We start from the raw sequence: 19884 nt of genomic DNA on the forward strand, positions 1-19884 counted from the left end.
GGTGGAGATCGACACCGTCGAGCTTCCCGCATCCGTCGAGATCGGTCAGCGCGTGCGGGAGCGCTTCTAGCCCCTCGCGGGACTCCTCGCGCTGGGCCAGCATGGCCATCAGGGCCCCTACCACTCTGGCTTGGGTAGCAGAGAGCAGGTTCACGAAGTCCTGAACGGTCGATATCGGGCACTCCCGCCAGAGAACACAGGGTGTCGGCGAGACCTCGGCGAGGACCGACGCAGTGACACGGCTCCGCACCCGACTGACCATCCACTACCCGAGCCCCGAGGGATACGGTAAGAATGCACCTGCGAATCCGACTTGGAGCCGATTTCATCGCCGCTCCACGCACGACGCCACGCGGTGCAGGCGCGTGTGATAGTCGGGATGCGAGGACAGGAGCTTGCCAGAAAGGCTCCGCCTACCGCCGCGAGCGGCGGTAGGCGGGTCGATCGCAGCGGTCTTACCGCACCCGGACAGAGCGGAAGCCGTCGCGTGACCGCCCTCCCGTTCCGCCGCCTGCATCATGTGCAGCACCTCGGCGAGCATCGGCCCGAAGCCAGCCGCTACCGCATGGTGATCCGCCCTCAGCTCGGTCCGACGCGCCACGGCGGCGAGCAGATACGGACCGATCACCAGCGTCAGGGTGAGGAACCAGTACTTCCACGCGAGCGTCAGCGCGATGACGCTCACCGCAACGAGCAGCGCTGCCGTCCAGAAGCCCACGCGCCTTCGCCCCACGCCGATGGTGAGCCGGATCAACCTCCGCACAGCAGTCCACGCGAAAGACCCCGGAACCGCATACCACTGCCCCAGAAGCAAGGACCACGCGTGACCGCGAACGTGGTGCCCCAGCTCATGAGCAAGCACCGCAGCCAACTGACCGTCAGAGAGACGCTCCAGTGAAATGCGGGTGACGCCCACGATGTGACCGGCTGCGGCCAGGGCGTTGAGATGATCGCTGTCCTCGATCCACAGCTCGTAGACGCGGCCCTCCACACCCATCCGCGCCGTCACTTCCCGCCACAGCGGTTCCAGCCGGTCCGATTCCCCAGGGGTGGGGTGACGAAGGTTCAGCAGATGACGGGCCAGGACTCTCTCTGTGGGTCGGTGGAACGCCAGGCCACCTGAAGCGAGCCACAGCAGGACCCCCAACCATCCCATCCCGGGGAACAGGAGATGGGAAAGTGTCGTCACGATCACCAGACCGAGGAGGAACGAGGGCAACTGCAGTAGCAGTTGGACTACGGCCGTTGCATCGATGCCCCGCTGCCGCTTGGCGAGGTGCACACGCCCACGATGCCCGAAACTCTCTAAATGCGCGTGCTTCTCGTAACCGGACTGCTGTTCCGGCTTCAGGCCATGATGAGCGGCCTCGGACGGCGTCGGCCTGCGAGGGTAGGGCGGGGGAGGAAGAATTCTCTGGTCCGGACAACGCGGGGACGAAAGACCAGCGGCAGCCGGATAGGCCTGGGCTTCGGGCATGGAAATGCGTCCGGGGTGGGCGGAGTCGAAGGGCGCGGTCATGAGAGATTCCCGTCTTGGCATACGGCCGGATCACGAAGTCGGGGTAAGAAGCAGGCCGGCGATGTGCATTCAGCCGACGAGCCCAGCGATGGGCAGAAGCACCACGCCTGCGCAGTAAGCAGCCAGACCGGCGCGAATCCACCGGTGTTTGGCGCACACGATGCGGCTGTTCTGGGCCAGCGCCTCCAGTATTCCGTCGACCTGGTGTGCCTCGGTGACGGCGAGGGCCTCAGCGAGTCGGCCGCCCTCTCTGGCACGGCGGATGTCGTCGAAGTACGTCAATGGCCGCCCCGGAGACCATCGGCTGGCGCCGTAGCGCGGGAGGACGGCGAGGAGCAGGCATCCCAGTGCACCGGCCAAAGTGGCCACTGCCACCCACAGCAGGACCCTCCCGTGGGTGGAGAGCCCGGACAATGACCACCCCCGAGCCGCGAGCAAGCCACCGAGCAGGCTGACCATCATGGTCATGGCTCCCAGAAGCAGCGACGCCTTGCTGTCCGCACGAGCTGTCTCGGAGCGTAGCTCCGTGAGCAGACGGAGCCCCACCGTAGGATTTTGCACACCACTACTACTCATAGCGTCTCCTCGGTGGTGTCGGCGTCGGGCCCGCCCCGCTGCCTGTGCAAGTGTGCCGGGGTGCCTGGGAGCTTGGCCCAGGGCAGGGATGCCGGCGCGGGAGGAGCTGAAGCGAATCCGGGCAAGTTGGACGCGAGGAGCCCCTCCAAGATCTCCACGGCCTGCTTGTTCAGTCCCGCACGCTGGTAGTCCTCCGGAGACCCTTCCTTCAGTACTTGCAGGGCGACCTCTGACTGGCTCCGGATGAGCTGCAGCTGGTCCCTTTGCAGGTTCTCCATGACCAGCCGTGAATCCTCCGGGTGCTGCGCCAGGTGCAGGGCCCACATCGCCACGCCGCCGTGCTGGAGGTAGTAGTCGTAGTAGCGGACCTTCTCTGCCTCCAGCTCCCTGACTTCCTCATCCTGACGGCCCCGCAGCATGACCAGTTCGTGATCTTGCCGGGCCTGCTCCATATTGCGCTCCGCCCTGAGCCGGTCCTCCCGCATCGCCACTCCGTGCGACAGCCCAAGCTGTTCGTCGCTGTACCGGATCCGGCGGAGCTCCCGCTGTTGGGCGATCGCCGCGTCGTCCAGTTTGAGCCGCACGGCGCACGACGTGCGCAGCCCCGCCTCCTCACCCAAATCTGTCGCACTGGCCAGTACTTGGCACACGGCACGTTCGGCTTCGGAGCTCTGATCGAGCGGGAAGGCGCGGCTGACCGGGTGCAACAGGCGTTCCAGCCGGAGCCTCAGGAGAGCGGGCACGTCCCGCTCTCCGCTGGCTACGAACCGTTGTGGCCGGGATACCCGCCAGGTCAGGTCAACTTCGGTGGTGAAGTCGAAGGCGTCGTTGTCGCTGGGCAACAGCAGAGAAACAGTGCAGACGTGCACCCCCATATCGACTTCGTAGACCGCGGTGTATCGCGTCGCAGTGAACAGAGATCTCGTCGGCCGATGGGGTGGCAGATAGACCTCGAACTCCCCTTTGTTCGTGGTGAAGACCAGCGCGTTGTCGATCCGGCTGTAAGCCGTACGGTGGTCGAAGCGGGACAACTGGCGCACGGTCAGTACAGGGTCGATCAGCTTGCTGTGCCGGTTTGCGGCCTGGTCCCAGTCGGGTGCGCGGCGGAAGTCCGCCATGGTTCCTCTCTCCTCACTCAACGGTGTTCCGGAATTTCGCGGCTCGTGGCCGCATATGAGAGGCGACACTTCACAACACGCCCCGCAGACGGTTGGCCACCGCGAGGGGGACATCCGCCATCCCACGTCGACTGCGCAGCGACAGGAGCATGTGATCGAGGCGCCTGCGATCATCGTCGCAGCCGATCAGCGTCGGAAGCAGCATTGTCAGTTCCCGCTCGACCTGCGGATCGCTGTCCGCCTCACGCACCCAGTCACCCAGTGCCTTCAACGCGTCGGCGGTGTAGCCCAGATCGCCCAAGGCGGTCCGCCACAGCAGGGACAGCCACTGCGCCTCCTCGGTCGGGCCCGCTGAGGAGGCGTCCGCGTGCCATCGCAGCATCAACCGGCTGTCGGCACGCGTGCAGGCCAGGACGAACGCGTGCAACGCCAGTCGGCGGCCGGAGGGCCCTGCCCGAAGGATCTCGGGCAGAGCCCGCAGCAGCTGGCTGCGTACCGGCGCCGATTCGTCGCTCAGGAGCAGCGCGGCGGACTCGGCAATGTGCTGCGCCTCCTGCTCGTCGTCCCCAGTGCGAGCGGCTTCCGCCAACGCCTTCAGCGCTTCGTCGGGCATCTTGGCACCCACCAGGGCGTAGGCCCGGATGGCTGTCCAGCGAAGCCGTGGTCCGGCATTCTCATCGCACCAGGAGCGGAGGATCTGCGGGATGTTCGGCGCACCGATGGCATGTGCCGCCGCGAGAGTGTTGGCGGCGACAAGGCAGTCGCGATACACCTTCGATTTCGCCCAGCCCTCGATGAGCAGGGCCATCGCCGACGGCAGGTCGGTCTGGGCGAGCACGGCGGCCGTCACCGCCGCGCGAGTACGTACGAGTGGCCGGCCGTCCTGTGCGAGCCTCCGGAGCCACGCGAGCAGTGCAGGCCGTACGGAGGGGTGACTCGTCCAGACCTCGCGGAGCACTTCTACAGCAGCTCTGGGCTCCTGGAATCGGGCCATGCGCTGGAACACGGGGCCCCACTCCGTGTGCTCCTCCTTCCGGTATTCAACGGCTCGGGCCAGGCGTAGACGTTTGGTGATCGACGTCCCGAAGATGCCAACCTGGGGCTCCCTCCCGGCATCCTCGGTTCTCTGGAACTCTGCGTACAGGATGTCGCTGAGCTCCGCGGTCAGCGCGTATGCCGCTTCGTCGAACGCAGCCAGGGAGATGAGGAATGCCCTGTCCCGCAGAAGGGTCTTGTCGTCCCCGAACCACTCCCTGACCTGCTCGCGGACCAGCTCCGGGCCGACGCTCGCCAGCTTCTCCCGGGTGATTGTGCCGTCCGCGTGGCCGGCCAGGGCCTTCGCGAACCGCGCGGCCTCCCGCAGCTGGTGGTCGCCCCGGTCGAGGAACTCCCGGGAAAGGTCCAGCGCCAGGAGCTCGCGCTCCCTCTGCGGGTCATCCACCAGGGCGTGCAGATGCGACCGGAGCACCGCCTGAGGAGACGGCGGTTGCCACGAGACGGCGTCGACGCCCCGCAGGATCGCGAGCAGGTCGACGGTGATGACCAGATACGCCTCCTTCTTCCGGAGGACATCCCGAACGGCCCACAGGTCGATGTCGCGCAGCGGGTTCTCCCTGCCCGTCACCAGATCGCTGACGAGGTAGCCGTGCTGATCGCCGTTGAGTTCGTCCATCAGCGCGGTCGGCCGGGTGTTGGGGTCGATTGCGCGTACGGGCACAGCATCCAGGGAGCGCAACAGCATCAGGGCAGCGCTGCGACGGCCCGTGAAGGGTGCGCCGTAGAGCACAAGGACCCGCTCCTCCCTCAACCGATCGCGCAGAGGGTGCACAAGTTCCTCGTATCCGGCGAACTCAAGCGCTAGCTGATGGAGTTCGGAAGGAGGAATCTTCCCGGAGGTGTGGGTGGCGGCGCCGAAGCGGTAGTGATGCTCCACCTTCGTGCCCAGGACGACGTCGCCCCCGACGCTACCCCCGCTGACCCCGGTCTGATCGCCGCCGACGAGGCTGCCGCCGACGACGGCCGGGGCGTGTTCGTACAGATCGCGGCGGGCCGCCCAGGGGTCCTGCGGGCGGTCATCCTCCGCGCCGGTGTGCTCGTCGTGTGCCTGCTCCTGTTTGCCGCCCGCCGGGTCGGTGTCTTCCTGAGGGCGCTCCGATGGCTTGTCACCGGGCTGCTGGCTCATGCCTGCTCGCTCGGGCCCTCATGCCGGACCGTGCCCATGATCACGTCGCCCGTGACGTGGCCCCCGCTGACCCCGGTCTGACTGCCGACGACCTGGCTGCCGCCGACCGACACCGTTCCGCCGCTGAAAGCGAATGCCGCACCACTACTCGAAGGCGCCCCGGCAGGTACCGCCGGAGATTGCCCGGCGGCACCCTCGTGCACATCCCTGCCGCCATGCCTTGGGGACGGTGTCTCCGGCGCCGGAGTGATGGTGTCGTCCGGCAGCGTCCCGTGCAACCACAGGGCGAGCCGGTCCTTCTTCACGGACACCACCGTGTGATGGAACTCCTCCGGGCGCAGCCCGCGGTGTCCGTGGCGGACCACGCCTTCGTAGACGGGGGACGACAAGCCCAGCACACAGTCCGTCTCCCGCTGTGCGAGCGCTTCGCGCAGGACACCGGCATCGAGCAGCCGACAGGACTGGTTGAGGTCGTGGCCGACGATCCCACCTACCGTGCCCTGCTTGGGGTCGAAGGCGACCTCTCCTGAGGCCAGTACCGTCCGCAGCCGCATCTGCGCGCTGGTCGATGCCAGTCGGTTGTACTCGCACAGCGCATCCGGGATAGTCGTCAGCAGGGCCCGGAGCAGCACCGTTTTCGGGATGTCGGCACTGATCAGCACGATCAGACCGTCCCCGCGGTCCTCTCTGTACTGCATATTCCGCTCGACACCCGCCGCAGCCAGAGTGTCCTCCACGACGTTGTGCAGTTCCCGGCGCAGGCAGGCCTGCACCACATTGTCCCGTCGGCTGAAGTCCTCGATGTCCAGCAGCAAAATTGTGCGGTTGACGGGTTCCGTCAGGGCCAGGGTCATGGGTGCCTCTCGGACGGTCGGGCTCGGTCCGAAGCACTATCTCGTGGGGGTCTGACAAAGGAGTAGGAACACCTGCACACAGCGTCTGTAACCGATGGCACACAACGCGCCAGGACCGCACGGACGTCAGCTATTCGCCGCCCGCTATCCGGCGTAGCTGGTCCGGACGGACGATGACGAGCCCCCTGCGGCTGGTCCGGACAACGTCGCGTTCCCTCAGTTCCTTCAGAAGCCTGGCCACCGCCTCACGAGAGGATCCGACCGCGCCTGCCAGTTCGTGCTGGCTGAGGCCGCTGGTCAAACGCACCCCCTCGCCGTCCTGCACTCCGTGTGTGCGCGCCAGTTCGAGGAGCAGGAGCGACAACCGCTCGCGGACTCCGAGTGCGCCTTGCTCCACGCGTCGCCGGTCGCTGGCCTGTGTCCGGTCTCCGACAAGGCTGAGCAGTTGGAGGGATGAGGCCGGAAATTCCGCGAGATGGCCCAGGAACCGGCCACGCTCGATCGTGACGGCCTCGACCTTCCCGAGCGCGGTAACCGTCGCCGAACGCGGGCGGCCGCTGACTGCGGAGGCTTCCCCGACGATGTCACCCGGGCCCCGCAGGGCAAGCAGCGCTTCGTAACCATTGGCTGTGGAGCGGGTGACCTTTGTCCAGCCGACGAGGATGACCACCACATGGGTGGACGGTTCGTTCTGCTGCACCAGTGCGGACCGCGGGCCGTACTTCATGGGCTGGCCCAGCTCCAACAGCGCGACACGTTCCGGGTGTTCCAGCCGGGCCAGGAAAGGAACTTGATCCTCGAGCCTGCCGGTTCGTGAGGGCGCCATGGACCTGCATGGCCCGGAAACGGCCGCTGGTCCCTGCTGCCCCGGAACGGGACCGGCCAAGCCGTCGGTTTCCACCCGCGCTCCCCCAAGGACCTTTCGCACCGTGATCTTTCAGCGACTCTTGCCCTCACGCTGTGCATCCAGCTTATGACACATGATCAGAACGCCCAGGTTGTGTCCTCCCTCCCGATGCACACAATCTGGGCGCCGGCCCCCATTTGTCCTGCGAGGCAGTCGGCAGCGCACAGCGGTGATCAGGTCTGAGTGCCTCCTGGTTGCGCTCGACGAGTACCGCCAGTTCCACTGCGGCGGCACCGCAGACGTGAACAACGTCTCGGGTCAGGGCAAGCTCGACGTCCTCGCTTCCGTCAACAAGGCTCCGCACACCGCGGTGACGGTCGTCACCAACCGGTGGGCCGGATGCCGGGGTGGCGAGTACGCGAAGGGCCCCGGCGCTTTCGCGCCGGGGCCCTGATGAGAGGGGTGCGCCGATCCGGAACGGCGCACCGCCGGATGGGTTTCGGCGGTCCGCCGTCCCTCTCTAAACGAGCGTCATAGCGTAGATCTCGACGCGGGAGTCGTCCGGCAGCGAGACCGAACGGACCGTCTTGCCCCCATCGAGCTCGGCGGCCGTACCGAAGAGCCGAATGGACGGCCCGTCGACACCGCTGCCCCTCTTGATGCGGTGCGGCATGTCGAGGACGACCGTGCTGCCGTTCGGTGCGGAGCCCGCCCAGTCGCCGAACGTCACCGGTGCTTCCGTGCTGCTGCCGTCCGTGTAGTGCACGGTCAGAGTGGTGGTCACAGGACCGTTGTGCGCCGAGCCGACCAGCCGCAGCGCACTGTGCTGTCCGGCGGGCAGCAGGAGGGCCTGCCCGCCTGCTTCGAGGAAGTTGTTCGCCGTGCCTGTGGGGTCCGGCGCGTCGTACGTCACCCCGTCCCAGGTGACCGGCCCCGCCTTGGGCAGCAGGTCGCCGTCATAGCTCCAGCCATGCCCGTCGAAGTCGCCCTCGTCGGAGTTCGCCACCGTGGCCGTGCCGTCGTGGCCGAGGCCTGCGCGCAGGTCCACTGCGCACTGCCCGTTCGCCTCACTCGCGCAGGTCGTGGCGGATCCCACCGTGACGGTGGCCTTGCGGGTGACCGAGTTCGTCCCTCGGCCCGCGACCTTCACCTCCACCGGGTAGGACCCGGCCGCGACGCCCGGGGGCACGGTGATGTCGAGCGACACCTTCTTCTGGACCGGGAGGTGACCGGAATCGATCACCAGTGGTGAACGCTGTGCCGTCTTGGCCTTCCAGCCGCTGGGCACCTTCGCCGTGACCGACACGTTCAGCTTTCCGGGAGCCTGCCCGAGGACGTCCAGCGTGAACTTCGCGGTCTGTGCGGCGTCACCCGTGGGGACGACCGCCGAGGCGGGACGCAGCGACGCGTCGACGTGCTTGCGGCTGTCGGGGGATGCCTGGTTGACGGAAGGCGGCTGGGCGCCCTTGCCCGTGCCCCAGGAGGAGGGGGAGGTCCCGAGCCGGTGGGCAAGGGTTCCGCCGTGCGCGAGCTTGTTCCAGCTCAGCCAGGTCTGGGGTACGTCCCGGCCGTTCAGGGCCACGCTCCGCACGTACCGCTTCGTGTCGCTCGCTCCGGGTGCTTCGATCGTCAGCGTGCCGCCCTGGCCCTTGGTGCCGGACGCCTTGGGATAGCTGCCGATCCGGACGGTCGCCGATTCGAACTGCGGGCTGGACACGGCCAGGAAGTCGCCGCCGCTCATCGTCGGGTAGAGGCCGAGGGAGGAGAAGACGTACCAGGCCGACATGGTGCCCAGGTCGTCGTTGCCCGTCATCCCGTCCGGCCCGTTGGTGAACAGCGTCATCGCCGCACGCACCACGGTCGCGGTCTTCGCCGGGGCGCCGACCCAGTTGTACATGTACGGGGCGTGGAGGTCCGGCTCGTTGTTCGGGTTGTACGTCGGCTTGCCGTAGTAGTCGTACGGCTGCGAGATCCAGTCATTCCGGGCGGTGCCCGCCGGGTCGGTGAGTAGTTTGTCGTGGACGAAGAAGGAGTCGAGCCGCTTCTCGGTGGCGCTCCGGCCGCCCATCAGGCTGACGAGGCCGGCCGGGTCCTGCGGTACCAGCCACTGGTACTGGTACGCGCCGCCCTCATGGAATTGGTGCGCCGCCTCGACCGGGTCGTAGGGCGTGAGCCAGGTGCCGTCGGCCGTCCGCGGCCGGAACTGCTGGATCGAGGAGTCCCACAGGTTCCGGTACCACTGGCCGCGCGCGGCGAACATCTTGGCGTCCGACTTGTGTCCGAGCCGCTCGGCCATCAGCGCAAGCGACGCATCGGCGGCGGAGTACTCCATCGTCGCCGACGCCGGGTGCTTGCAGTCGTTGTCGCCGCCCTTGTCCGCGCAGTCCTTGCCGAGCTCGAGACCTGACGGGATGTAGCCGCGCTCGGTGTAGTGGTCCGATCCCGAGCGTCCGTTGTACGGCGAGTCGGCGGGCGGGGTGCTGGTCGCGTTCTTCCTCAGCAACGCGTAGGTCTCTGCCTCGTGTCCGGCGAGCAGACCCTTTGACCAGGCCTCTACGAGGAAGGGAGTGACCGGGTCACCGGTCATGATGTTGGTCTCGCTGTTGGCGAGCGCCCAGCGGGGCAGCCAGCCGCCGTCCCGGCCGGCCGCGACGACCGACAGCGCGACGTCCCGGGCGACCTTCGGCTCCAGCATCTGCAGAAGCTGGTTCTGCGGCCGGTAGGTGTCCCAGAGCGAGAAGTTCTGATACGGCGTGTAGTCCTTTGCCGTGTGCGTCTTGTTGTCGAACCCCTGGTACCTGCCGTCGACGTCACCGGCGAGGTTCGGGTGCAACTGGCCGTGGTAGAGCGCGGTGTAGAAGGCCTTCTGCCGGTCCGCCGTGCCTCCGCCGACCCGGATGGAATCCAGCTGCTTCTTCCAGGTGTCCTGCAACGCCGCACGCGTGGCGTCGAAGTCGAAGGACTCCTTGGTCTCCGCGGCCAGGTTCTTACGGGCGCCCTCCACACCGGTGTAGGACAGCCCCACCTTCAGGACGGCGTCCCGGTCGGTGGTCGCGTCGAAGGTCACCCAGGCGCCGTTCTGGCCGCCTCCCTCCGCGTCGCGGGTGCCGGGCTCGGGGTCTGCGCCGTCCCACGTGCCGTAGGCCTTGAAGGGCCGGTCGAAGGTGGCGCTGAAGTACACCGTGTGCTCGTCGTGTCCGGCACAAAATCCCCCGGCGTGCACCCGGCCCTCGATGGTGCGGTCACCGACGACGTGCACCTCGGAGTCCAGCACGGACTGGTTGGCCTTGCCCGTGTTGAACAGGACGTTGGCCGAACCGGTGGAGGGGAAGGTGTAGCGCTGCCACCCGGTGCGCTCGGTGGCGGTGAGTTCCGCGTCGACGTCGTACTTCTTCAGCCCCACCCGGTAGTAGCCGGGACTGGCCTGCTCGTCGTCGTGGCTGTACGGGGAGCGGTAGGCGTTCGGGTCCACGGAGTCGACTGCACCCGTGGTCGGCATGATGGGCAGCTCGCCCATGACGCCGCAGCCGACGCCGGACAGGTGCGTCTGGCTGAATCCGTAGATCGAGTCCTGCTTGTAGTCGTAGCCGCCCTGGCCGCCGGTGTCCGGACTGACCTGGACCATGCCGAACGGCGCGCTCGCCCCGGGGAAGGTGTTGCCGAAGTTCTGGGTTCCGACGAACGGATTGACCAGATCGATCGGTTCCGCGCCCGCGGCGGCGGCGGGCGCGGCGATGCCGACCACTCCACCACTCACGAGTACGGCGGCCATCAGACCGGCTGCTATACCGGAAGCACGGGGACGGAACGGTCTGAAAGCAAACCGCATGGGGTATTTCCCTTCGAGTCCTGCTCTACTGACAACGTTGTCACTATGTTCGTTCGCACCATAATCCCCGACCGCCCCGGATGTCACTGGGTGAGCGGGGGCAAATTCTGACGCGCTGCATCGATTCTCCAGAGTGGGGCGTCGACAAGCGACCTGCCCGCCCTGGCGCGCGGCTGCGGGGCGGATGCGCCACCCAACGGCACACGGAGATGGGCGAACCCTCGCGGCCGGCAAGGCCATTGCTTGGAGTAGCGCAAAGATCCGAAACCGGCCGGCCGCACCCGGATGGCGGTTACCGTGGATGTGACGGATCACCCGAAAGCTGGGGGCGGCATGGGACTGGCGAACGAAAAGATCATCTCCCAGGTGGAGAACCTGCTGCGGGGCATGGTCGTCATTCCCTCCATCCAGCGCGACTTCGTCTGGATGCGGCCTGACGTACGTGATCTCTTCGATTCCCTCTACCGGGGCTATCCGGTAGGCGCCCTGCTGCTGTGGAAGACCGGCCTGAACGTCCCGTTCAAGACTGCGGCCGTCGTCCAGACCGACAAGGCGACGAACCAACCCCTCTATCTGCTGGACGGACAGCAGCGGCTGACCTCCCTCGCCTGGGTCTACCGACCGCAGTCGAAGGCCGACGGTCGGCACATAGACCTGCGCTTCGACGTGCGTACCGAAGAATTCGTGACCCCGAGCGCCGTGCAGCGCAAGGATCCGCTCCTGATCCCGGTGTCGACGCTCCTGCAGGAGAACGTGCAGTTCTATCCGGTCCTGAACAAGGCCGGGGTGTCCCCCGACAACCCGGACTTCGGCACCTGGATGCAGCGGCTGCAGAAGGTGAACAACATCCGGTATCACCAGATCGCCGTCATCACCTACGAGTCCGACGACTACGAGGAGGTCGCCGAGCTCTTCGCCCGGCTGAACAAGGGCGGCCGCCGGCTGTCCAAGGGCGATCTCGTGTACAGCGCCATCGCGGCCCGCTGGTCCGCCGGCCTGGACACCATGGACGCCTTTCACCAGGAGCTACGGGACAGCGACTTCGACCTGAACAGGGAAGCCGTTCTGCGCCTCATGAGCCTCCTCGCGGGCACCGGCGCCCATCACATCAAGCTCATCGGAGCGGAGGTGGACGAGACCGCGCTGAAGGAGGCGTGGCACGCCACCGAGAGGTCCCTTCGCTTCGCCATCGACTTCCTGAAAGGCGAGTGCTCGATCCCCCGGTCCGAGATCCTCTCCTCGCCGAACGTCACGATCGTGCCTGCGTTGCTGCTCTTTCACCGGAGCGGGAAGCTGCGTCCGGGAGAGGCGCAGATGCTGCGTCGTTGGGTGTACACGGCGATGGCCTTCAGCCACTACTCTCTGCAGGTCGAGGGCAAGCTCGACGCGGAGGCCCGGCTGATCAAGTCCCGTGCCGGGGATGACCTGTTCGCCGAGCTCATCCGCCGGGCCTCCGGCCCCCGATCCCTGGACAGCGCACTGCACCCAAGGGACCTGGAGCAGAAGTACTCCACGCACGCCTTCTTCAAACTGCTCTACATCGCCGCGCTGCGGGGCAGGGCGCGGGACTGGGCGACCAACATCGCCATCAACGATCAGCCGATGTACAGCGGTTCCAGGATCGAGTTCCACCACGTGTTCCCTCGCGCCCGGGTCCAGGGGACGTACGCGAAGGAGGAGTGGAACAGCCTCGCCAACCTGGCCTTCGTCACCGGCCAGACCAACAAGATGATCTCCTCCAGGCTGCCCGCCGAGTACATGGCGGGCATCGCGCCGGAGCGCCTGGCGGAACAGTGGATCCCCAGCGACCCGGAGCTGCGGTCCCTGGACCGGTTCCCCGACTTCCTGGCTGCGCGCAGGAGCCTGCTGGCCAACGTTCTCAACGAGCTCCTGGGTCTGCCGGCCTACGACGGGAGGGCCATCCGTCAGGACGCCGACGAGATGCCCGCCGACGAGACCGTGATCGCGGAGGGTACTTCCGCGCCCGCGCTGGTCAAGGCAGACGTGCAGGCGTTGCGCACGGAGCAGGGCGTCGAGTTGCACGCCGTCTACGAAGGCCGGCGCACCACCGCCTACTACGATCCGCCGTCCCGCGCCGTGACGATCCCCTCCGGCCCCGGCCGCGGGGTGTACGAATCCCCCAGCGGGGCGGCGGTAGCCACCGTCCGGGCTCTCAACCCGCACGTCAATCCGAACCGCAACGGGTGGTCGTTCTGGACCGTCACGGCCACGGGGGCGCTCCTGCAAAGCATCCGGTGAAGGACGGCAGCCGCGGCCGTGCACGTTGGCTGTCAGAGATGAGCCAGCGGCAGGGTCAGCGGTCCAGGACCAGGACCTCGTAGCCGGTGCCGACGACGAGCTCGCCCGAGGGCCCTCAGGCGATCGCCTCGCCTAGAGCGGGAAGGTCGATCGTGTCGAGCAACCGCGCGTGGACGAGGTACCAGATGCGCAGCCCGAGATGACCAGCGGTGACGCAGAGGCCACGGCGCTCATCGGCGGCTGGTGGCTCTCGCCGCCTCGGAAACACTCCGACTTGTCGCACAGGCCAGTCATTCACCGGGCGTCCCGAACGCGGAAGATCGCCAGGCCCGCTGCCGCCGTCAGGATCAGCGCCATCACCCACACCACGTGGTAACCGCCGGTGAGCGCAATCAGTTGACCGGCGAACACCGGTCCGAGAGCCTGCCCCAGGTTCGATCCGAGCGCGGCTACGCCGGGGTCGCGGCCGGCCGCGCCCTTGTCCGGCAGCACGTCGATGAAAAGCGCCTGGTCGACGGGAAGGTAGATCCCGAATGCAATACCGGCCAGCACGCCCTGCACGAACAAGGCCGCCAGCGTCGGCCAGCACAGCGGAACCAGCATGGACAGCGCCATGACAGCCGACGAGGCGACCACCAACGGCTTGCGGCGACCGAGTCGGTCCGAGGCGCGCCCGGCCAGCAGCATGGCCACAACGGTGCCGGGCGCCGAGGCCACAGCCATCAATGGAAACAGACGAGTGGCCTCGGTGAGACTGAGAGCCGGCGTGATGTAGCTCTGCATCATGAACAGGCCGAAGGTGGTCGACACGGCGTAACCGAAGGTCAGCAGGATCCGTGAGAACCACACCCACCGGAAGTCGCGGTGCCGCAGCGGCACAGTCAGGCCGCGGAAGAACGGGCCCCACCGATGCGGGGGCACTGCCAGCTCGGTCGACGGCCGGTCACGCGCGAAGACGACGAACCCCGCGACCGAGATGAAGAGAAGGGCTGCGAACGCGTACAGGATGTTCAGGCCGAAGGTCGGCAGGAGCAGCCCCGCGCCCACTCCGCCCAGAATGCCGCCGCCGAAGTTGCCCAGACTACCGATGCCCGAGACGGTGCCGACCTTCTCCTGGAGGACGCGGTCGGCGACTGTGGTCTGCAGCGGACCGCTCACCAGGTTGAGCGTGGTCTGTGCACAGGTCCACAGCAGGGCCAGGACGGCGATCGTCGGAGCGAAGCGGACACCGATGAGGAAGCATGCGCCGACGAGCGCTCCGAACACGATCCACGGCGCCCGTCGGCCGAACTGGCTCCTGGTGCGGTCGGAAAGCACTCCGCCGACCGGCTGGACGAGCATGGTGGCGGCGACGGCCAGCGAGGTGATCAGAGACAGCGCCTGTGCGCGGGCGGCGTCGAAGTCGCTGAGCAGGTCGAGCAGCCGCTGCTGTTCGCCGGTGGCCACCGCGGTGCCGGCGTTCACCGCGGCCTTCAGGTCGTTCAGCGCTGTCAGGTCCACGTCCGCGTCGGCGCCCGTGAACCACTTCGCAAACTCAATGGACTGGACCTGGTTGGGCAGTACGACGCCCAGCACACCGCCCCAGATGGCAGTGATCGCGCCGAGAGCCAGGGCGTACCAGAGGGCATAACGACGGAAGGGCACACCACCCAAGTACGTCATGGACGTACCCGCGCTGGTGGGCTCAGCAACGGACGGCGGTGGTGCGGCGGCTACGACCTGATCGGCCATGGGGCCCCTTCGCGATGTTCCAGTGGCGCCAAGCTGGCGATCGCACAGGGCGGTCAAGTCACCCGTCGAGAGCGCGCTGCTCGCATGGAAGCTGAGTGAAGGTTATTTTTCCGAGGAAAGTCAAGAGTGTCGCGCCGAAAATCTAGCCGCAGTAACCCATCATTGCTAGCTTTCACTCATGATTCGAGAAGAAGAGCGTCCCGTGGAGGCTGCTGCGCGCTCGCAGAAGCGCGGCCCCTACCAGCGCTCCCATGAGCGTCGGGAACGCATCGCGCTCGCCGTTCTGGAGCTCGTCGACGAGTTCGGTCACGAGGGTGTCACCACCGCACTGGTGGCGGCCCGGTCGGACTCCAGGGAACCGACGGTCCTGTACCACTTCCCGACCAAGGAGCACCTGCTCGTCGCCGCCCTCGACCGCGTGGACGAGCTGGAAGCCGACCTGTCAGGCATCAGCGACGGGAAGGCGGCCCTGGACCTCGAATCCCTACGGGAGGTAGCAAACGCCTCGGTGACGGCCCATGACCGGCGACTACGCCTGTTCGTGATGCTGCGAGGCCAAGCCGCCACTTCGGGCCACCCGGCTGCCGAATACTTCGCTAGCCGGACGGAACGGGCCCTCACGGTCTGGACCGGAATGATCACGAGGAGTCAGCGCGAAGGCCTCGCCCATCCAGGGCTGGATCCCCGCGAGACGGCCCGGCAGGTCCTCGCGCTCTGGGACGGTCTGGTCCTCGCTCATTTCAGTGACCAGAGCTTCGACTGCGGCCAGGCGCTGGTGGACGGCATCCGCCGGCTGACGGGCCGGAACTGGGTCGAAGCGCTCGCTGAGTTCAACCGGCCGGACCACGGCCTCTGAACGGAACGGAAACAGAAGACCATGGCCTCACAGACCTTCGACGATCCCTATGTGGACGTTGATGAGTGGCGCGACGCACCGCAGCCCCACCGCTACGTACACGGCGGCTTCAAGGGAACCGACACCCGGTTCTCCCTCTACTTTCCCCCGGCTGGCACCTACCGGAACCGGTTCTTCCAGCACATCACCCCCGTCCCCGAGAGCGAGCACCTGGCGCAGTCCGCCACCGGTCAAGAGGACAAGATCGGATTCGCGTTCAGCGCCGGCGGCTACTTCCTCGAGACGAACGGCGGGGGCCTCTCCGGGACGCCCGGCACCGACACGGACCCGACCATCGCCGGCTACCGGGCGAACGCCGCCGCGGCGGAGTACTCGCGGGCCGTCGCCCATGAGGTGTACGGCGAACACCGGGTCTACGGTTATGCCTACGGAGGCAGTGGCGGAGCCTTCCGGACCATGGGCTCCGCGGAGAACACCGAAGGGGTGTGGGACGGCTTCGTCCCCTACGTCCCCGGCAGCCCGATGGCCGCCCCCAACGTCTTCGCCGTACGGATGCATGCTCAGCGGGTACTGCGCCGCGCATTCGACCAGATCGTGGACGCGGCGGAACCCGGGGGCAGCGGAGACCCCCACGCATCCCTGACTTCCGAGGAGAGCGCCGCGCTCACCGAAGTGACACGGATGGGCTTCCCACTCCGCTCGTGGTTCGGGCATCGGACCATGGGAACGCACGCCTTCGGAACCTTGTACCCGCACGTCGTCGCGGTGGACCCGGGATACTTCGAGGAGTTCTGGACCACTCCCGGCTATCTCGGCGCCGACCCTGACTCGGCGATTCACCAGGACCGGGTCCGTATCGACAGCACGGTCAGCGAAGTCCTCGTCCGGCGTGACGACCCAGACCTCGGCCCCTTCGCCGAACATGGGGAGACCAACCAGGGCGGCGTTGACGAGGCTTTCAAGGGGGCGGTGGGCGACCCTGACACGGTGGTCGCACTGCGCCTGACGACGGCGGCCGGCCCGGAGATACTGGGCGCCGAACTGTCCGTCATCACCGGAGAAGCCAAGGGCGCCAATCTACGGCTGAAGGGCTTCTGGGGCGACCTCGCCGTCGTCGACATGCCCAGCCTCGACAAGGCGCTGTCCCCCCTCCAGGCCGGTGACACGGTCCACGTGGACAACAGCAACTTCCTCGCAGCTCAGACCTACCACCGCCACCAGGTGCCCGGACCCGAGTATCCGGTATGGAATCAGTTCCGCGACACCGACGGCACGCCCATCCCGCCCCAACGGCCCTTCCAACTCGCCCCGATGTTCGCCATCGGAGCCGCCGGAAGTCTGCCCACCGGGCGGATCAGCGGCAAGATGATCGTCGTGTCCTGCCTGCTCGACAGGGAGGCATTCCCCTGGCAGGCCGACTGGTACCGCACCAAGGTCACCGAACATCTCGGCGACGCCACCGACGAAAATTTCCGGCTCTGGTACGTCGACAACGCACTGCATGCCGACTCCGAACTTCAAGAGCGCCCGTCGCATACCGTCAGCTACCTGGGCGTGCTGCACGAGGCGCTCCGCAGCCTCGCCGACTGGGTCGAGAAGGACGTACCACCTCCCGCCAACAGTCAGTACGAGATCGTTGACGGTCAGGTCGTCGTGCCCGACTCCGCGGTCGATCGCGGCGGGGTACAGCCGGTGGTTCATGTCAGCGTCGACGGCAGCCGACGGGTGGACATCTCTGCGGGCACCAGCGTGGTCCTGAAGGTGACTGCTGAGGCGCCGCCGGGCGCCGGCCGGATCGTACGGATCCAGTGGGACGTGGACGGAGACGGCACGTACGAGATCGACGAGGTCACCGACCCCTCATCCCGGCTGACTCTCGAACGGCGCAACACCTACTCCGCCCCGGGCACCCACTTCGTCACCGTCCGGGTATCGACGCAGCGCGACGCAGATCCGGAAACCCCCTTTGCCCGCGTCGACAACCTGGCTCGGGCCCGGATCGTCGTGCGGTAGTTCCCGCCGTGCCGACCTGACGTCTCCCCCGAGCTTCCGAACCCTCCGTGGCTCGGGCAAGACGCCGCAAGCGACCCTCGTCCGGGGCAGCGTGAAACGGCGGTTCGCAGACCCCCGGCAATGCGCTGGCAGGCGGCGGAGGCGCCTGCCCTCGCTGCAGATCAGGCGACGCACGCACCCGCATCGCGCACCCCTTTTCGGGCGGGTGAGCCGCAACGCCTGCGGCGCCCCGCGCTCGCGCCGTCAGATGCTGCCCCATCTGACTGGGGACCTCAATCTCCGAACGCTCTTACGGGTAGGAGGACATCGTGTTGTCGTCTCCCTATTTCTTGGCCGAGTGGGGCGCCTCGCAGTAGCCGGCGGGGTCTGTTGCACCTCCACGAGGAGGGTGTACCTCCCACCAGGGGTGCCAGCGCACACCACCACGCCTCGCTCGGGCCAACGGGATTGCCGGACATCCGGGTTCAGTCCCTGGCAAGGGTTGCGCAGGCGTCGCCCGCGGGGCGGCGGACGGCGGTACCCGTCAGCCTTTTCACCTCGTCGGCGGACACCGGCACTCCCGGGGTTTCGAAGAACCAGCGCCCCATCTCTTTCTCATCCAGCCCTTCGGGCCGTGTTGCCGTGTACGGCTCGACGTAGACCGGGGTGCCCGGCTCGCTGCGCCAACTGTCGGCCAGCGCGCCAATGTCCACTACGTCGTAACCGAGTGCGTCCAGCAGCTCCACCGCCTGCGCTTTGGCGACCGGGTCATCACCCGCGACAGGCAGGGCGCTGCGATCCGGAGCGCCGGTCGGGCGGGCGCTGGTGAAGAGGCGGAGGAAGTCGATGTTGTTGAACGCCTTGATTACCTGGGAGTTGGTCAGGTGCCGCTGTACCAGAGCGCTGGAGGTCAGCTCACCCGAGTCCAGCTCGGAGATCCGGTCGTCGCGCTCGGGGTAGTAATTCATGGTGTCGATGACGACCTTGCCCGCCAGGGCTACGGCAGGAATCTGCGCGTAGGCGCGCAGCGGGACGGTCACCACCACCAGGTCGCCGACCTGCGCAGCTTCTTCGGACGTCACCGCGCGTGCCCCCTTGCCGAGTTCGGCGGCGAAGGGAGCCAGGCTCTCGGGGCCGCGGGAGTTGCTGAGCACGACATCCAAGCCGGCGGCGACAGCGAGGCGGGCCAGTGCGCTGCCGATGTTGCCGGCGCCTATAAGGGCTCCCCCAAACGCGCGCTGCGGGACACGGAAATACTCGTCAGGGCGCGAAGCCGTCCGACCGAGCCGGTGTCTTCACCTCTCCCGGGCGGGCCCGACCAGCCCGTGCTGGTAGGCAAGAACGACGAGCTGGGTGCGACTCTGTGCGCCGAGTTTCGTCCGAACGCGGTTGACGTGGGTACGTACGGTCAACGGGCTCACGGCGAGGCCGGAGGCGATCTCCGCGTTGTTCTTCCCCGCTGCTATGAGTGTCATGACCTGCCTCTCACGAGCAGTGAGGACCCTGAGGGGTTCCGGTACCGGTGACACTGTCTCCTCCTGGCGGGAACGGAGGAACCGCTTGATGAGCGCCCTGGTAGCCGCTGGGGACAGGAGGGAATCGCCGGTTGCGACTGCCCGGATACCTGTAAGGAGCGAGTCAGCACTGACGTCCTGGCCGAGTATCCCGCTGACACCAGCTCGCACGGCCTGTGCCACCCGTTCTTCGGTTGGGCGCGTGGTGAGCAGGAGGAGAATTCTGGTGGTCGGCAGGTCCGGTCGGACCGGATGGCGGACAGCGCGTGGAGGTCGGGCTCCTGGCAGTACATGAGCACGACGTCGGTCCGGTGCGCTCGAGCCATCTGGAGGATTTGGCTGCCGCCCGCCGCTTCTGCGACGACGTGTATGCCGGCGCCCGAGTCTATGTGGATGCGCAGGGCTGCTCGTGGGAGTGCCTCGTCGCCGGTGAGAAGAAGGCGGGTGGTCATGTGCGGCTCTCATCCGGTTACGGGTACGGACGGTGCTCGCCCTGCGAGCAGAGCACGTTGGGGCCGTTCAACTCGCCCCTGCCTGGGGCCCCGCCCTCCCGAAGGGCAAGGTCAAGGGGCGAGGACGCTGCTGCAAAGGGAGCCAGGAAGGTGCA

Annotated in this window: 13 protein-coding genes and 1 pseudogene; 4 read left to right on the forward strand and 10 right to left on the reverse strand. The window is 67.3% G+C overall.

The features are described 5' to 3' along the window. Positions 1–325: 325 nt before the first annotated feature. The 6 genes from HED23_RS20030 to HED23_RS20055 all read right to left on the reverse strand — a co-directional run bounded on the left by HED23_RS20030 (position 326) and on the right by HED23_RS20055 (position 7075). Complete coding sequence (locus tag HED23_RS20030; RefSeq protein ID WP_238442051.1) at positions 326–1282, reverse strand: M48 family metalloprotease; 957 nt, start codon at positions 1280–1282, stop codon at positions 326–328. A gap of 306 nt (positions 1283–1588) precedes the next feature. Beyond that, a complete protein-coding gene (locus HED23_RS20035) occupies positions 1589–2065 on the reverse strand; it encodes a Pycsar system effector family protein (RefSeq protein WP_203184777.1) in 477 nt (158 codons plus the stop codon). A 26-nt stretch (positions 2066–2091) separates the two neighbouring features. Beyond that, the gene (locus tag HED23_RS20040) at positions 2092–3213 is read right to left on the reverse strand and encodes a PE-PGRS family protein (protein WP_238442052.1); all 1122 of its coding nucleotides are present in this window, start codon (positions 3211–3213) and stop codon (positions 2092–2094) included. Positions 3214–3283: 70 nt separating this feature from the next. Then, positions 3284–5395 (reverse strand): hypothetical protein, encoded by a 2112-nt coding sequence (locus HED23_RS20045; protein WP_203184778.1) that lies wholly within the window; start codon positions 5393–5395, stop codon positions 3284–3286. After that, the gene (locus HED23_RS20050) at positions 5392–6249 is read right to left on the reverse strand and encodes a hypothetical protein (protein WP_203184779.1); all 858 of its coding nucleotides are present in this window, start codon (positions 6247–6249) and stop codon (positions 5392–5394) included. The genes HED23_RS20045 and HED23_RS20050 overlap by 4 nt, the downstream gene beginning before the upstream one ends. A 130-nt stretch (positions 6250–6379) precedes the next feature. Continuing rightward, entirely contained in the window at positions 6380–7075 is a 696-nt protein-coding gene (locus HED23_RS20055) for a Crp/Fnr family transcriptional regulator (RefSeq protein WP_203184780.1), read from the reverse strand. A 250-nt stretch (positions 7076–7325) separates the two neighbouring features. Between HED23_RS20055 and HED23_RS20060 the strand changes: the two genes are divergently transcribed. Continuing rightward, positions 7326–7550, forward strand: coding sequence for a hypothetical protein (locus HED23_RS20060; RefSeq protein WP_203184781.1), 225 nt, complete (start codon positions 7326–7328; stop codon positions 7548–7550). Positions 7551–7616: 66 nt separating this feature from the next. Here HED23_RS20060 and HED23_RS20065 read toward each other — a convergent pair whose 3' ends face one another. Next, positions 7617–10868, reverse strand: coding sequence for a GH92 family glycosyl hydrolase (locus tag HED23_RS20065; RefSeq protein ID WP_238442053.1), 3252 nt, complete (start codon positions 10866–10868; stop codon positions 7617–7619). Positions 10869–11258: 390 nt separating this feature from the next. Here HED23_RS20065 and HED23_RS20070 point away from each other — a divergent pair, with 390 nt between their 5' ends. Further along, complete coding sequence (locus HED23_RS20070) at positions 11259–13184, forward strand: GmrSD restriction endonuclease domain-containing protein (protein ID WP_203184783.1); 1926 nt, start codon at positions 11259–11261, stop codon at positions 13182–13184. A gap of 294 nt (positions 13185–13478) precedes the next feature. Here the strand turns inward: HED23_RS20070 and HED23_RS20075 are convergent, their stop codons facing one another. Then, positions 13479–14972, reverse strand: a complete 1494-nt coding sequence (locus HED23_RS20075; RefSeq protein WP_203184784.1) for an MFS transporter — start codon at positions 14970–14972, stop codon at positions 13479–13481. A 121-nt stretch (positions 14973–15093) separates the two neighbouring features. On the opposite strand from HED23_RS20075, the gene HED23_RS20080 reads away from it, so the two are divergent. Together HED23_RS20080 and HED23_RS20085 are read left to right on the forward strand one after the other, a co-directional pair. Then, a complete protein-coding gene (locus HED23_RS20080) occupies positions 15094–15771 on the forward strand; it encodes a TetR/AcrR family transcriptional regulator (RefSeq protein WP_203184785.1) in 678 nt (225 codons plus the stop codon). 21 nt (positions 15772–15792) lie between these two features. After that, complete coding sequence (locus tag HED23_RS20085) at positions 15793–17784, forward strand: hypothetical protein (protein WP_203184786.1); 1992 nt, start codon at positions 15793–15795, stop codon at positions 17782–17784. 464 nt (positions 17785–18248) lie between these two features. Here HED23_RS20085 and HED23_RS20090 read toward each other — a convergent pair whose 3' ends face one another. Next, a complete protein-coding gene (locus HED23_RS20090; protein WP_203187567.1) occupies positions 18249–18980 on the reverse strand; it encodes an NADPH-dependent F420 reductase in 732 nt (243 codons plus the stop codon). A gap of 78 nt (positions 18981–19058) precedes the next feature. Beyond that, positions 19059–19729 (reverse strand): annotated as a pseudogene (locus tag HED23_RS20095) (LuxR C-terminal-related transcriptional regulator). Positions 19730–19884 lie beyond the last annotated feature (155 nt).

The sequence above is a fragment of the Streptomyces pratensis genome (assembly GCF_016804005.1).
GTDB lineage: Bacteria > Actinomycetota > Actinomycetes > Streptomycetales > Streptomycetaceae > Streptomyces > Streptomyces pratensis_A.

Excerpts from the sequence above, each read along its gene's own strand:
- HED23_RS20050 (WP_203184779.1), bottom strand. The coding sequence starts at position 6,249 with ATGACCCTGGCCCTGACGGAACCCGTCAACCGCACAATTTTGCTGCTG.
- HED23_RS20055 (WP_203184780.1), bottom strand. The coding sequence starts at position 7,075 with ATGGCGCCCTCACGAACCGGCAGGCTCGAGGATCAAGTTCCTTTCCTG.
- HED23_RS20045 (WP_203184778.1), bottom strand. The coding sequence starts at position 5,395 with ATGAGCCAGCAGCCCGGTGACAAGCCATCGGAGCGCCCTCAGGAAGAC.
- HED23_RS20070 (WP_203184783.1), top strand. The coding sequence starts at position 11,259 with ATGGGACTGGCGAACGAAAAGATCATCTCCCAGGTGGAGAACCTGCTG.
- HED23_RS20040 (WP_238442052.1), bottom strand. The coding sequence starts at position 3,213 with ATGGCGGACTTCCGCCGCGCACCCGACTGGGACCAGGCCGCAAACCGG.
- HED23_RS20065 (WP_238442053.1), bottom strand. The coding sequence starts at position 10,868 with ATGGCCGCCGTACTCGTGAGTGGTGGAGTGGTCGGCATCGCCGCGCCC.
- HED23_RS20085 (WP_203184786.1), top strand. The coding sequence starts at position 15,793 with ATGGCCTCACAGACCTTCGACGATCCCTATGTGGACGTTGATGAGTGG.
- HED23_RS20080 (WP_203184785.1), top strand. The coding sequence starts at position 15,094 with ATGATTCGAGAAGAAGAGCGTCCCGTGGAGGCTGCTGCGCGCTCGCAG.